The sequence below is a fragment of the Streptomyces sp. NBC_01474 genome (genome assembly GCF_035918215.1).
GTDB classification, from domain to species: domain Bacteria; phylum Actinomycetota; class Actinomycetes; order Streptomycetales; family Streptomycetaceae; genus Streptomyces; species Streptomyces aureus.
Genome location: NZ_CP109449.1, coordinates 3763687 through 3778388, shown reverse-complemented (window position 1 = coordinate 3778388; position 14702 = coordinate 3763687). Strand labels below are relative to the sequence as shown.

The following is a 14702-nucleotide window of genomic DNA, read 5'->3' as shown; positions in this document are numbered from 1 at the left end:
CGGAGCTTGGCTCACACGTGCTCCTCGCCCATCCATCCCGTCTGGACCAACGGCTTCCCCCGCTTGCGCGAGACGAAGACGCCACGGCCCGCCGGCATCGGGCGTGGCCGCACGCCGCCGAGGAGGTCGCCCTCGCCCGGGTCGCCGGCCAGGACGAGGCCCTGGGCGCCGAGCTCCTTCATGCGCTGGATGAACGGCTCGTACGCGGCCCGGCCGCCGCCCGCCGAGGAGCGGGCGATGATGAAGCGGACGCCGACGTCCCGCGCGAACGGGAGCAGTTCGGTCAGGCCCGAGAGCGGGTTGCCGCTCGACGTGGACACCAGGTCGTAGTCGTCGATGACCACGAAGACGTTCGGGCCGCGCCACCAGTTGCGGTCCCGCAGCTGCTGCGCCGTCACCTCCGCCGTCGGCGTACGCCGCTGCATCAGGTCGGCGAGCGCGTCCATGTGGTGCCCCATCGAGTTCGACATGGGGATGTACTCCGCCAGGTGCGAGGGCGGGGTCACGTCGAGCAGGGCTCGGCGGTTGTCGACGACGAAGAGCTTGCAGGAGTCGCCGTCGTAGCGCTCGGTGAGGCGCTTGATGAGCAGGCGCAGCAGGTTCGACTTGCCGGACTCGCTCTCTCCGAAGATGAGGAAGAACGGGTCCGATTCGAAGTCGAGGAACACCGGCTCGAGGTTGTCCTCGTCGAGCGCGAAGGACACACCGCGGTCCGGGAACAGGTTCCCCGGGGGCAGCCGGTCCGCCGCGAACTCGCGGGGGAGCAGCCGGACTTCGGGGGCGCCGGGCGCCGTCCAGTGCCGGGTCACCTCGGCGGTCAGCGCCGCCGTGGCCTCGGCCAGGTCCGTGTCCGACGTGAGGCCGTCGATCCGCGGGACCGCCGCCATGAAGTGCTGCTTCTGCGGCGACTGGCCGCGGCCGGGCACGCCCGTCGGCACGTTCGCCGCGACCTTGCGGTCGAACTCGGAGTCCATCGTGTCGCCGAGCCGCAGCTCGAGGCGGTTCATGAGGTGGTCCTTCATGTTCGCCCTGACCTCCATGGACCGCGAGGCCGTGAGCACCAGGTGGATGCCGTAGCCCAGGCCGCGGGCCGCGATGTCGAGCACCGCCGGCTCCAGACCCTCGTAGTCCGTACGAAAGTTGCCCCAGCCGTCGATGACGAGGAAGACGTCACCCCACGGCTGGTCGGTGACCGAGATGTCGCCGCGTGCCCTGCGGGCGCGGAAGTCGCCGATGGAAGCGATGCCGGAGGAACGGAAGTACTCCTCGCGGCGCATCATCACGCCGTAGACCTCGGCGACCGTGCGTCGCACCTTCTCGGGGTCGAGGCGCGAGGCCACCCCGCCGACGTGCGGCAGCCCCGCGACGGCCGACAGGCCGCCACCACCGAAGTCGAGCCCGTAGAACTGCACTTCGTGCGGGGTGTGCGTCAGCGCGAACGAGGCGATGAGCGAACGCAGCAGCGTCGACTTGCCGGACTGCGGGCCGCCCAGGATCTGCATATGGCCGGCCGCACCCGAGAAGTCGCACCACAGGGGGTCGCGCCGCTGCTCGTACGGCTTGTCGACGAGGCCTGCCGGGACGATGAGGCGTCCCGCGCCCTCGTAGCCGGGCTGTGTGAGGCCGCGGCCCTGCACGGCGGCGAGGCCGGGAAGGAGACTGTCGAGCGACGGAGGGCTGTCCAGGGGCGGCAGCCACACCTGGTGGGCCGCCGGACCCTGGGCCTCGAGGCGGCGCACGATCACGTCGAGCACGGTGTCCGAGAGCGCGTCATCGGTCGTGGGCGCGGCCTCGGGGCGCTGCTGGGGCACGGCCACGTACTGCACCGGCACCTCCGCCGCAGTGAACAGCACCGGCCGCCGGTCCATCGGAAGCGGCCCGCCCGCCACCGCCGTCTGCGCGGAACCGGAGCGGTAGGTCCCGGACACGTACGCCGCCTTGAAGCGGACCATCTCGTCCGTGCCGTACTTCAGGAAGCCGGAACCCGGCACGTTCGGCAGCTCGTACGCGTCGGGCACGCCGAGCGCCGCGCGAGACTCGGCGGCGGAGAACGTCCGCAGACCGATCCGGTACGAGAGGTAGGTCTCCAGGCCACGCAGCCGGCCCTCTTCGAGGCGCTGCGAGGCGAGAAGCAGATGCACGCCCAGCGAACGGCCGATGCGGCCGATCTGCACGAACATCTCGATGAAGTCGGGCTTGGCCGTCAACAGCTCGCTGAACTCGTCGATCACCAGGACGAGCGACGGGATCGGCTGGAGCGGGGCGCCGGCCGCGCGCGCCTTCTCGTAGTCGTGGATGTTCGCGTAGTTGCCCGCGTCGCGGAGCATCTCCTGGCGGCGGTTGAGCTCACCGCGGATGGAGTCACCCATGCGGTCGACAAGCGTCAGGTCGTCCGCGAGGTTGGTGATGACGGCCGCGACGTGCGGCATCTGGGCCATGCCCGCGAATGTCGCACCGCCCTTGAAGTCGGCGAGTACGAAGTTCAGCGTCTCGGAGGAGTGCGTGACCGCGAGGCCGAGGACGAGGGTGCGCAGGAGCTCCGACTTTCCGGAACCCGTCGCACCGACACACAGGCCGTGCGGGCCCATGCCCTCCTGGGCCGCTTCCTTGAGGTCGAGCATGACGGGCCGGCCGTCCTCGCCGACGCCGATCGGCACACGCAGCCGCTCCGCCTGCGAGCGCGGGCGCCAGGTGCGCTTGGTGTCCACGGACGCGGCATCGCCGAGGCTCAGCAGATCCGTGAAGTCCAGGTTCGCCAGCAGCGGTTCGTCGTCGTCGCCGCCCGAGGCCATGCGCAGCGGCGCCAACTGCCGCGCCAGCGCGTCCGCGGCCTCGTAGGAGAGCAGGTCGGGCGTGCCCTCGTAGACCACGCCGTGCGCCGACTCCAGCGTCAGGGAGCGGGGCTGCACGACGATCGAGAGGTCGCCGCGACCCGTCGTCAGCTCGCCGGGCACGACCTCGACGACGGACACACCCTGCAGGCCCTCGGGGCTGGCCAGCATCGACACCGGCGGCAGGGACACGCCGTCGAGCACGACGACGAGGTGCGGCTGCTCGGGGACGGGCGCCCCACCGGGGTGGAAGCGCGGACGGCCCTGGAGGCGCGTGGTCAGCATCGCCTCCAGCTCCATGGGGTCGGTGGTGATCAGACGGCGGCTGCCGGCGCCGTCCGTCTGGCCCGCGGCCTGGCTGTGCGGCAGCCACTTGGCCCACTCCCACTGCGGCGCGGCCTCCCGGCCCGTCGCCACGGCGATCACCAGGTCCTCGGGGGAGTGCAACGACGCGAGCGAGGCGACGACGGCGCGGGCCGTGCCGCGCACCGTCTGCGGCTCACCGCTGACCGTCACGTGGTAGAAGGCCCGCAGCGAGACCGCCATCGGCAGGTCCTCGAGCGTGCCGTGCGCGGCGAGGAAGCGCTGCATGGCGCCCGCCGTCAGCGGCTCCAACTCGTCCACGGGCGCGGTCTGCGGGGGCACCAGCGGAGTGGCGAGCCCCTGCGGGCCGAGGCCGACGCGCACCTGCCCGAAGTCCTCGTCGCCCGTGCGCCGCTCCCAGACGCGGCTGCCCTCGGCGACGAGCGCCCACAGCTGCTCGGGGGAGGGGTGCAGGTAGTACTGCGCGTCGCGCTGCTTCCTCGCGGTCTTCGTGGCATCGCGCCGGGTTTGCGACAGATAACGCAGATAGTCGCGGCGCATGTCCGACATCTGACCCTGCGAACCGCGCCGGTAGCGGACCAGCATCGAGATGCCCATGCCCAGGGTCGACGCGATCATCACCATGCCCATGATCTTCATGAACGGCTGCGCGCTGGGATTGAAGAAGAACACGACGGATCCGCCCATGCCGAGCATCGGCAGGAGCTGCATCATCGCGCCTTCCTGCTGCCCGCGTGGCAGCTCGGGCGGAGGCTGCAGGACCACCTCTTCCGTGGGCACTTCGGACGGCAGCGCCCGAGGCGGGCGCTTCACGACGATGTGACTCACTTCGCACCAATTCCCTTGCCAGACCGAGGCGTTCCGTCCGCCGCCCCGTGTCAGGCGGACGTCGATCGTGATTTGCGATCCTACTGACGGTCACTGACAACGGTGGGCGGTAGGGTGCCGGAGGTGCAGTCGAGCACCGCGGATCCGCCCGGGGAAACAGGGCATTTCACGCGGTCGGGAGCGAGCGCGGCCGCGAACGCCGGTCCTGGAAGCCTCGTTGACAGGCGGCGGGGGCGCGCGCGAGCGACGTACACAACACCTCCACATCCGGCTGCATCACCGGACACACCAACCGAGGGGGAACAGCAGGTGAGCATGACGGCTTCCGCTTCCGCGACGGCCGGCGCGACCGGCGGAGCGGGCACCGGAGCCCCTTCGGGGGCCGGCACGGGCCTCGGCTTCTGCCGCGTCACCATCGTCGCGCCCGACAGCCGGATCGATGTCGCACTGCCCGACGACGTCCCGGTCGCCGACCTCAACCCGGAGATCCTGCGGCTCTCCCAGCAGAGCCCCGCCGAGGGCGCGCCGGTCGGCTACCACCTCGTACGCCGCGACGGCACCGTCCTCGACAGCGCCCGGTCCTTCGCCGCGCAGCGCATCCTCGACGGCGAGCTGCTCACCCTGCGCCCGTTCTCCGAGTCGCTGCCGCCGGCCGTCTTCGACGACGTCTCCGAAGCGGTCGCCTCGGCCGTCACCCGCGACCGCACCCTGTGGAACGGCGACCTGACCCGCGGCGCCGGACTCATCGGCGGCGGCGTCCTGCCCGCCCTCCTGGCCTTCGTCACGTGGACGGCCGAGCCGCACCACGACATGAACAGCCTCCAGGGCGTCCTCGCCGCGGTGGCCGGCCTCCTCCTCGTCGTCCTCGCCTGCGTGCGCGCCAGGGTCTACGACGACCGCGGCTCTGCCGTCGCCCTGGGACTCGGCGCCCTGCCGAACGTGGCGGTGGCGGGCTCCGGTCTGCTGCCCCTCGCCGACCACCAGGGGATCGGACGGCTCCAGTTCCTGCTGGCGTGCACGGCCGTACTGCTCGCCTCCGTGGTCCTCACCCTGGTCTCGCCGGGCGGCGACGGTCCCTTCGTGGCCTTCGTCTTCGCGTCGGCCATCGGGGTGCTCACGACGTTCATCGCCATCCTCACGGACCTGACGGCCGTGGAGACCGCCGGCCTGTGCGCGCCGCTCTCCGTTGGGGCCCTCGCCTTCCTGCCGGGCCTCTCCATGCGCTTCGCCCGTCTCCCCATCGGCTTCGAGCCCCCGAGCATGGCCCGCGGCGAGTACGGCAACGACCCCGCGAACCAGGAGCCCGTCGAGGCCGACCGCATCGCGGCCCAGGCCCGCCGCGGCCACGAGCTGCTCGTCGGCCTGGTCGGCGGCTGCGCCCTGGTGTCCGTCGGCGCCGCGGCCGTCCTCGGCTTCTCGCACGACGTGTGGGGCCAGCTCCTCGCCTTCGCCACCGGCGTCGCGATGCTGATGCGCGCGCAGCTCTTCCGTTACACCGCGCAGGTCGGCCCCCTCCTCGCCGCCGGTCTCGCCGCCCTCGTCCTGCTGGGCCTCGGCCTCTCCCTCCACCCGCCGCTGGACTACCTGGACGACTTCTTCAGGAAGGGCGACCACACGGCCATCAACATCCGCACGGTCTGGCTCGTCGCGGTGATCGCGGTGGCCACGGCGCTGATCACGTCGATCGGACTGATCACGCCCCGCCGGGGAGTCAGCCCCTTCTGGGGACGCTTCATGGAGATCGCGGAGACGTTCGTCCTGCTCACGCTGGTCCCGCTGACGCTCGCCGTCTTCGACGTGTACGCACAGGCCCGCGCGATGACCGGCTGACCGGACGGTCGGGTGCACACGGAGCGGCTGGTACGCTGTGTGACGGCCGTTTGTGTACGCGCCCTCAGGTCTCCGGTTCTCCGGAATCTGAAGACTGCGCCCAACGGACCTCGCCTCCCGAGTAACGGAAGCTCCCCTGAGATGTGGACCAGGGGCACTCGGTGGCCACGAAAAGACTACGAGGAGTACGCGTGTCGCTCGACGCCGCTACGAAGAAGCAGATCATCACCGAGTTCGGCCAGAAGGAGGGCGACACCGGCTCCCCCGAGGTCCAGGTCGCCATGCTGTCCCGCCGGATCTCGGACCTGACCGAGCACCTCAAGACGCACAAGCACGACCACCACTCCCGTCGTGGTCTGCTGATCCTGGTCGGCCAGCGTCGCCGCCTTCTGCAGTACCTGGCCAAGAAGGACATCCAGCGCTTCCGTGCGCTGGTCGAGCGCCTCGGCATCCGCCGCGGTGCGGCCGGCGCCCGCTAAGACGCCGTGAAGGGAGCGGTTCCCACCGACAGGGGGCCGCTCCCTTTGCTGTACGTGCGAAGTGTCACAGACGCTTTGTAGTCTGGACACACGACAAAAGCACCACCGCACGCATCACCACTGCATGCACCGCTTCGATGTACCGCACCCAGTTGCACCGCATCACGCGACGCATCACCGCACGAGGAGAAGCGCACCCTCGCCGCCGCCGGTCCTCGGTAGTGGCCCCCGGGAGACGGATCCCGTCCACCCCGGGTGCTTCGATCGAAGACCGGCCCGCACACAAGGCGCGCTTCTCCGGCCCCGTCCCTCCGCCACACGGGCGGAACGGGACAAAAGACGAAAAGTAACGGAGAAAACGCTAGTGGAGAACGAGACCCACTACGCCGAGGCCGTCATTGACAACGGCACCTTCGGCACCCGCACCATCCGCTTCGAGACGGGCCGTCTGGCCCGTCAGGCCGCCGGCTCCGCCGTGGCGTACCTGGACGACGACACCATGGTGCTGTCGGCCACGAGCGCTTCCAAGAAGCCCAAGGACCAGCTCGACTTCTTCCCCCTCACGGTGGACGTCGAGGAGCGGATGTACTCGGCCGGAAAGATCCCCGGCTCCTTCTTCCGCCGTGAAGGCCGTCCCTCCGAGGACGCGGTCCTGACCTGCCGCCTCATCGACCGCCCGCTGCGTCCGTCCTTCAAGAAGGGCCTTCGCAACGAGATCCAGGTCGTCGAGACGGTCATGGCGCTCAACCCCGACCACCTGTACGACGTGGTCGCCATCAACGCCGCCTCCTGCTCCACGCAGCTGGCCGGCCTGCCCTTCTCCGGCCCGGTCGGCGGCACCCGTGTCGCGCTGATCAAGGGCCAGTGGGTCGCGTTCCCGACGCACACCGAGCTCGAGGACGCCGTCTTCGACATGGTCGTCGCCGGTCGCGTCCTCGATGACGGCGACGTCGCGATCATGATGGTCGAGGCCGAGGCCACCGAGAAGACCATCGAGCTCGTCAAGGGCGGCGCCCAGGCGCCGACCGAAGAGGTCGTCGCCGCCGGTCTCGAGGCCGCGAAGCCCTTCATCAAGGTGCTCTGCAAGGCCCAGTCGGAGCTGGCCGCCAAGGCCGCCAAGCCGACCGGCGAGTTCCCGATCTTCCTCGACTTCGAGGACGACGTGCTCGAGGCCTTGACGGCCGCCGTCAAGACCGAGCTCGCCCAGGCGCTCACCATCGCCGGCAAGCAGGACCGCGAGGCCGAGCTGGACCGCGTCAAGGGTCTGGCCGCCGAGAAGCTGCTCCCGCAGTTCGAGGGCCGCGAGAAGGAGATCTCGGCGGCGTACCGCGCGCTGACGAAGTCCCTGGTCCGCGAGCGCGTCATCAAGGACAAGGTCCGCATCGACGGCCGTGGCGTCACGGACATCCGTACGCTCGCCGCCGAGGTCGAGGCCATCCCGCGCGTGCACGGCTCGGCGCTCTTCGAGCGTGGCGAGACCCAGATCCTGGGCGTCACCACCCTCAACATGCTCCGTATGGAGCAGCAGCTGGACACCCTTTCCCCGGTGACCCGCAAGCGCTACATGCACAACTACAACTTCCCGCCCTACTCGGTCGGCGAGACGGGCCGCGTCGGCGCCCCGAAGCGCCGCGAGATCGGCCACGGCGCGCTCGCCGAGCGCGCCATCGTGCCGGTCCTGCCGACGCGCGAGGAGTTCCCGTACGCGATCCGTCAGGTCTCCGAGGCCCTCGGTTCCAACGGCTCGACGTCCATGGGCTCGGTCTGCGCCTCCACCATGTCGCTGCTGAACGCCGGTGTGCCGCTGAAGGCTCCCGTCGCCGGTATCGCCATGGGCCTGATCTCCCAGGAGATCAAGGGCGAGACGCACTACGTCGCCCTCACCGACATCCTCGGTGCGGAGGACGCCTTCGGTGACATGGACTTCAAGGTCGCCGGCACCAAGGACTTCGTCACCGCTCTCCAGCTCGACACCAAGCTGGACGGCATTCCGGCCTCCGTCCTGGCCGCGGCCCTCAAGCAGGCCCGCGACGCCCGCCTCCACATCCTCGACGTGATGATGGAAGCGATCGACACGCCGGACGAGATGTCCCCGAACGCCCCGCGGATCATCACGGTCAAGATCCCCGTGGACAAGATCGGTGAGGTCATCGGCCCGAAGGGCAAGATGATCAACCAGATCCAGGAGGACACCGGCGCCGACATCACGATCGAGGACGACGGCACCATCTACATCGGTGCCCAGCAGGGCTCGCAGGCCGAGGCCGCGCGCGCCACGATCAACTCGATCGCCAACCCGACCATGCCGGAGGTCGGCGAGCGCTACCTGGGCACCGTCGTGAAGACGACGACCTTCGGTGCGTTCGTGTCCCTGCTCCCGGGCAAGGACGGCCTGCTGCACATCTCGCAGATCCGCAAGCTGGCCGGCGGCAAGCGCGTGGAGAACGTCGAGGACGTTCTCGGCGTGGGTGCCAAGGTCCAGGTCGAGATCGCCGAGATCGACTCCCGCGGCAAGCTCTCCCTCATCCCCGTCGTCGAGGGCGAAGAGGGCGACGAGACGAAGGACGACACCGACAAGTGACGTCCCGTAGCTCCAAGGCGACGGCCCGCACCTCCTCGGAGGCGCGGGCCGTCGCCCGTACCCAAACCCTGATCAAGGGCGAGAACGGCATCGGTACGGTCCGCAGGACCACCCTCCCCGGCGGTCTGCGGATCGTCACCGAGACGCTGCCCTCCGTACGCTCCGCGACCTTCGGGATCTGGGCGAACGTCGGCTCCCGCGACGAGACCCCCACGTTGAACGGCGCGACGCATTACCTCGAGCACCTCCTCTTCAAGGGCACCTCCCGCCGGAGCGCCCTCGACATCTCCTCGACGATCGACGCGGTCGGCGGCGAGATGAACGCCTTCACGGCGAAGGAGTACACGTGCTACTACGCGCGCGTGCTCGACACCGACCTCCCCCTCGCGATCGACGTCGTCTGCGACATGCTGACCGGCTCCCTCATCGAGGAGGCGGACGTCGACGCCGAGCGCGGCGTGATCCTCGAAGAGATCGCCATGACGGAGGACGACCCGGGCGACTGCGTGCACGACCTGTTCGCGCACACCATGCTCGGCGACACCCCGCTCGGCCGCCCGGTCCTCGGCACGGTCGACACGATCAACGCGCTGAACCGCGGCCAGATCGCCCGCTTCTACAAGAAGCACTACGACCCGACGCACCTCGTCGTCGCGGCCGCGGGCAACGTCGACCACAACAAGGTCGTACGCCAGGTACGTGCCGCCTTCGAGAAGGCCGGTGCCCTCACGCGCACCGACGCCGTCCCCATGGCCCCGCGTGACGGCCGCAAGCCCGTGCGCGCAGCGGGCCGCATGGAGCTCCTCGGCCGCAAGACCGAGCAGGCCCACGTCATCCTCGGCATGCCGGGCCTCGCCCGCACCGACGAGCGCCGCTGGGCCATGGGCGTCCTCAACACCGCCCTGGGCGGTGGCATGTCGTCCCGCCTCTTCCAGGAGGTCAGGGAGAAGCGCGGCCTCGCCTACAGCGTGTACTCGTACACCTCGGGCTTCGCGGACTGCGGCCTCTTCGGGGTCTACGCGGGCTGCCGGCCGAGCCAGGTCCACGACGTGCTCAAGATCTGCCGCGACGAGCTCGCCCACGTCGCGGAGCACGGTCTGTCCGACGACGAGATCGGCCGCGCCATCGGCCAGCTCTCCGGCTCCACGGTCCTCGGCCTCGAGGACACCGGCGCGCTCATGAACCGCATCGGCAAGAGCGAGCTCTGCTGGGGCGAGCAGATGTCCGTCAGCGACATGCTGGAGGAGATCGCCTCGGTCACCCCCGACGAGGTGCGCGCGGTGGCCCGCGACATCCTGGGGCAGCGCCCCTCGCTGTCGGTCATCGGCCCGCTCAAGGACAAGCAGGCGGCGCGCCTGCACGAAGCGGTGGCATAGCCCACCCGTTCGCAACTCGCGTAAGGAACGAAGAAGATGAGCAAGCTGCGCGTGGCGGTCCTCGGCGCCGGGGGCCGCATCGGCTCCGAGGCCGTACGGGCCGTCGAGGCCGCCGACGACATGGAACTGGTCGCGGCCCTCGGCCGGGGCGACAAGCTGGAGACCCTCGCCGAGTCCGGCGCCCAGGTCGCGGTCGAACTGACCACGCCCGACTCGGTGATGGACAACCTCGACTTCTGCGTACGCCACGGCATCCACGCCGTCGTCGGCACCACCGGCTGGACCGACGACCGCCTCGCCAAGCTCACCACCTGGCTCGCGGACTCCCCGCGGACCGGTGTGCTCATCGCCCCGAACTTCTCCATCGGGGCCGTCCTCACCATGAAGTTCGCCGAGGCGGCGGCGCCGTACTTCGAGTCCGTCGAGGTCATCGAGCTGCACCACCCGAAGAAGGTGGACGCGCCCAGCGGCACGGCCGCCCGTACGGCGCAGCTCATCGCGGCGGCCCGCGAGAAGGCCGGCAGCGCCCCTCAGCCGGACGCCACGGCCACCGCTCTCGAAGGCGCCCGCGGCGCGGACGTCGACGGGGTCCCGGTCCACTCCGTGCGCATGCGCGGCCTCCTCGCCCACCAGGAGGTCCTCCTAGGCGGCGAGGGCGAGACGCTGACCATCCGCCACGACTCGCTGCACCACAGCAGCTTCATGCCGGGCATCCTGCTCGGCGCCCGCCGCGTCGTGACCACTCCCGGCCTCACCTTCGGCCTGGAACACTTCCTCGACCTGAACGTCTGACGGACCTCATGCGCGCAAAGCTCACCTACCTCGTCACCGCCCTCGTCCTGGTCTTCTACTTCGTCCTGGTCGGCAGTCGTGGCCTGCTCCTCATCGAGCAGGGCACCCTGCTCACCGTCACGTTCGGCGTGGCCGTGCTGATCCTGCCTGCGATCGGCCTCTGGTTCCTCTGGGCCAACACCCAGTTCGTCCGCAAGGCGAACCGTCTCGCCGAGCTCCTGGAGGCCGAGGGCGGCCTGCCCGTGGACGAGCTGCGCCGTGACCAGTACGGCCGCATCGACCGCGACTCCGCCGACGAGGTCTTCGCCCGGCGCAAGGCGGAGACCGAGGACACACCGGGGGACTGGCGCTGCTGGTTCCGCCTCGCCGTGGCCTACCGCGACGCCCGGGACACCCCGCGCGCCCGCAAGGCGATGCAGCGCGCCATCGCGCTCCATGAGGGCAGGACGGTCACCGCCTGAGGACGCGTGCGTCCCGAGTACGCGTGAAGGGCCGCGCCGGTGATCCGGCGCGGCCCTTCACGTATGCCTGGTTCAGGCCTGGTGCGGCCGGTACTCCTCGGCCCACACCTCGATGGCGTCCGAAGCCCGGTCGAAGGCCTCGGTCCGCGCGAGGAAGTCCGCACCGTGGCTGGTGACCAGGGCGGACCTCTCATCGGCCTTGTCCCGCCGTACGAGGAGCAGCGCCTGCCCCTGCACCGTCCGGGGGAGTCCGAGCCAGCGGACCGGCTGCTGGACGGTACGGACCGTCACGACCTGGGCCCACGGGACCGTCTGGGTCTGGAAGAAGGCCACACGGCGCAGGCCGTGCGCGCTCACCCACGTACCCACCCGCAGCAGGCGCAGGGCCGCCCCGATGATGAGCAGGGCGATGATGCCGCACACCGCGCCGCCGCCGAGACCACCCGTGAAGGCGATGATCACCGCGGCGAACATGACGTACGAGGCGAGCAGCAGGAGCAGCGCGGCGAATCCCACGCGCCACGGCCCCGGCCGGTAGGGACGCCGCCATTGGTCGCGATCGTCGAAAGGCAGCGCGACATCGTCGGCCACCTCGTCAAAAGCGCGGTCGGCCGTCAGGAAGGGCAGGGGCACGACTGGTCCTCACTCAATCCACGCTGTATTCGGGCTGTGCCCGGTGAGGCTACCTAGGCGTGCGCCCGCCTTCCACCCTTGGGGGCCGGACGGAGCAGAGGCGTCAGCGGCCGTCGGACGCTTCGGAGTGCTGCGTGTGCGCCGGTGCCTGACCTGACGACAGGGCGGGCATCCCCAGGAGCAGAGCGCCCACGAGCCCGGCGACGACGGTGAGACCGACGAGCGAGCGACCTGCGATCTGGCCGGCCGACGCGCGTTCGCGCGGGGGTGCAGTGACGTTACTGCGGAACTTGTCGGCTTCGGCGATGAAGGCGAACGGAACTGGCTCGCGCCGACGGAACATAGGTACTGCTTCTCCTCGTCAAGATCGAACGTTCAGGTCATCGAAGCGCTGAGAGCGCGGAGAGCGGCGAACGAACCGCCCCGTTACCCATACAGACGCACGGATGCACCAAAAGGTGCCCTGTTTCGCCGAATTCACTGAAGTTCGGCGATGTTCGGATCGGAATGTCGCGAGGCACGACCGAATGCCCCGTTGTCAGTGCCTGCCCGTAGAGTGGGCGCCGCCCGAGCGAAGTGATGGAAGGACCCCTCGAACCGTGACCGAAACCCCTGCTGACGACCTCAAGCCGACCTTCCGCGGCGACGTGACGGTCGAGCTGGTCAAGCACACCGCGAGCGACACCGACGTGCTGTTCGCCGCCCGCGTCTCCACCGCGGGAGAGCAGTCCCTCGACGAGCTGACCAAGGACCCGGAGCGCTCCAAGGGCCTGATCAACTTCCTGATGCGGGACCGTCACGGCAGCCCCTTCGAGCACAACTCGATGACGTTCTTCATCAACGCCCCGATCTTCGTGTTCCGCGAGTTCATGCGTCACCGCGCGGGCTGGTCGTACAACGAGGAATCGGGCCGCTACAGGGAGCTCCAGCCGGTCTTCTACGTCCCGGAGGCATCCCGCAAGCTGGTGCAGCAGGGCCGCCCCGGCAAGTACCAGTTCGTCGAGGGCACGCAGGGCCAGCAGGAGCTCACCGGGCGCGTGATGGAGGACTCGTACCGCCAGGCGTACGAGGCGTACCAGGAGATGCTCGCCGCTGGCGTCGCCCGCGAGGTGGCCCGTTCGGTCCTCCCGGTAGGCCTCTTCTCCTCGATGTACGCGACGTGCAACGCGCGCTCCCTGATGCACTTCCTCGGCCTGCGTACCCAGCACGAGCTGGCCAAGGTCCCGTCCTTCCCGCAGCGGGAGATCGAGATGGTCGGCGAGAAGATGGAGGCGGAGTGGGCCAAGCTCATGCCGCTCACCTACGCCGCGTTCAACGGGAACGGTCGCGTCGCTCCTTAGCCGGAGAAGCGTGGATGCGGCACAGATGTACGGTTCAGCCGTGTGAAGTGTCCGTATTGCGGCATTTCGGAAAGTTCATCTAGCCTGATCAAACGGACCCGGCACTGCTTGAACCCCCGAGCAGGCAGTGCCGGGATCCATCCCCGCCACACCTCCTGGCATCCCCCGAGGGGGGACCGCGCGCTGAGCAGCGAGTAGCGTATTACCCATGGCTCCGACCTCCACTCCGCAGACCCCCTTCGGGCGGGTCCTCACCGCAATGGTCACGCCGCTCTCGGCGGACGGCGCACTTGACCTCGACGGCGCGCAGCGACTCGCCGCCCATCTGGTGGACGCAGGCAACGACGGACTCGTCGTCAATGGCACCACCGGCGAGTCCCCGACCACCAGCGACGCGGAGAAAACGGATCTCGTACGAGCCGTACGACAGGCGGTGGGCGACCGCGCCCACGTCATCGCAGGCGTCGGTACGAACGACACCCACCACAGCATCGAGCTCGCCCGCGCCGCCGAAAAGGCCGGAGCGCACGGTCTGCTCACGGTGACGCCGTACTACAACAAGCCCCCGCAGGAAGGCCTCCTGCGGCACTTCACCGCGATCGCCGACGCCACCGAACTGCCGGTGATGCTGTACGACATCCCGGGCCGCAGCGGCGTACCCATCAACACCGAGACGATCGTCCGTCTCGCCGAGCACCCGCGCATCGTCGCCAACAAGGACGCCAAGGGCGACCTCGGCCGCGCCAGCTGGGCCATCGCCCGCTCCGGCCTTGCCTGGTACTCCGGCGACGACATGCTCAACCTGCCGCTGCTCTCCGTGGGCGCGGTCGGCTTCGTCTCCGTCGTCGGCCACGTCGTCACCCCCGAGCTGCGCGCCATGCTCGACGCGTTCGTCAGCGGCGACGTGCAGAAGGCCACCGAGATCCACCAGAAGCTGCTCCCGGTCTTCACCGGCATGTTCCGCACACAGGGCGTCATCACGACCAAGGCGGCACTCGCCCTCCAGGGTCAGCCCGCCGGACCGCTGCGCCTGCCCCTCGTGGAGCTGACGCCCGACGAGACCGCCCAGCTCAAGATCGATCTCGCCGCCGGCGGGGTGCAGCTCTAAACACAGACTTCACAACTGAATAGGCACGACCGCAGGACACAGCTCCTGCACCTACACAAGACAACTGCTACTGCACGAACGTCACGCGCGCCACGTGCCTTACAGGTACGTGGCGCGCG

Annotated in this window: 11 protein-coding genes; 8 read left to right on the top strand and 3 right to left on the bottom strand. The window is 69.7% G+C overall.

What is annotated here, in order from left to right; all coding sequences use genetic code 11:
* Positions 1-11: 11 nt before the first annotated feature.
* Positions 12-3983, bottom strand: coding sequence for a type VII secretion protein EccCa (eccCa, locus tag OG758_RS17365; protein ID WP_326710860.1), 3972 nt, complete (start codon positions 3981-3983; stop codon positions 12-14).
* 315 nt (positions 3984-4298) lie between these two features.
* Between eccCa and eccD the strand changes: the two genes are divergently transcribed.
* The 6 genes from eccD to OG758_RS17335 all read left to right on the top strand — a co-directional run bounded on the left by eccD (position 4299) and on the right by OG758_RS17335 (position 11502).
* A complete protein-coding gene (gene eccD, locus OG758_RS17360; RefSeq protein ID WP_326710859.1) occupies positions 4299-5813 on the top strand; it encodes a type VII secretion integral membrane protein EccD in 1515 nt (504 codons plus the stop codon).
* A gap of 191 nt (positions 5814-6004) precedes the next feature.
* Positions 6005-6292, top strand: a complete 288-nt coding sequence (gene rpsO, locus OG758_RS17355; RefSeq protein WP_100595166.1) for a 30S ribosomal protein S15 — start codon at positions 6005-6007, stop codon at positions 6290-6292.
* A 364-nt stretch (positions 6293-6656) separates the two neighbouring features.
* The gene (locus OG758_RS17350; RefSeq protein WP_326710858.1) at positions 6657-8873 is read left to right on the top strand and encodes a polyribonucleotide nucleotidyltransferase; all 2217 of its coding nucleotides are present in this window, start codon (positions 6657-6659) and stop codon (positions 8871-8873) included.
* The gene (locus tag OG758_RS17345) at positions 8870-10249 is read left to right on the top strand and encodes a M16 family metallopeptidase (protein WP_266674804.1); all 1380 of its coding nucleotides are present in this window, start codon (positions 8870-8872) and stop codon (positions 10247-10249) included. The genes OG758_RS17350 and OG758_RS17345 overlap by 4 nt, the downstream gene beginning before the upstream one ends.
* A 36-nt stretch (positions 10250-10285) precedes the next feature.
* A complete protein-coding gene (dapB, locus tag OG758_RS17340) occupies positions 10286-11041 on the top strand; it encodes a 4-hydroxy-tetrahydrodipicolinate reductase (RefSeq protein ID WP_326710857.1) in 756 nt (251 codons plus the stop codon).
* Between the two features lie 8 nt (positions 11042-11049).
* On the top strand, positions 11050-11502 hold the full coding sequence (locus tag OG758_RS17335; RefSeq protein WP_326710856.1) for a hypothetical protein: 453 nt from the start codon (positions 11050-11052) through the stop codon (positions 11500-11502).
* Positions 11503-11574: 72 nt separating this feature from the next.
* Here OG758_RS17335 and OG758_RS17330 read toward each other — a convergent pair whose 3' ends face one another.
* On the bottom strand, positions 11575-12135 hold the full coding sequence (locus tag OG758_RS17330) for a PH domain-containing protein (RefSeq protein WP_326710855.1): 561 nt from the start codon (positions 12133-12135) through the stop codon (positions 11575-11577).
* Between the two features lie 103 nt (positions 12136-12238).
* A complete protein-coding gene (locus OG758_RS17325; protein WP_326710854.1) occupies positions 12239-12478 on the bottom strand; it encodes a hypothetical protein in 240 nt (79 codons plus the stop codon).
* 256 nt (positions 12479-12734) lie between these two features.
* Here OG758_RS17325 and thyX point away from each other — a divergent pair, with 256 nt between their 5' ends.
* Positions 12735-13475, top strand: coding sequence for an FAD-dependent thymidylate synthase (gene thyX / locus OG758_RS17320; protein WP_100595173.1), 741 nt, complete (start codon positions 12735-12737; stop codon positions 13473-13475).
* A 208-nt stretch (positions 13476-13683) separates the two neighbouring features.
* A complete protein-coding gene (gene dapA / locus OG758_RS17315; protein ID WP_326710853.1) occupies positions 13684-14583 on the top strand; it encodes a 4-hydroxy-tetrahydrodipicolinate synthase in 900 nt (299 codons plus the stop codon).
* The last annotated feature ends 119 nt before the right edge of the window (positions 14584-14702 follow it).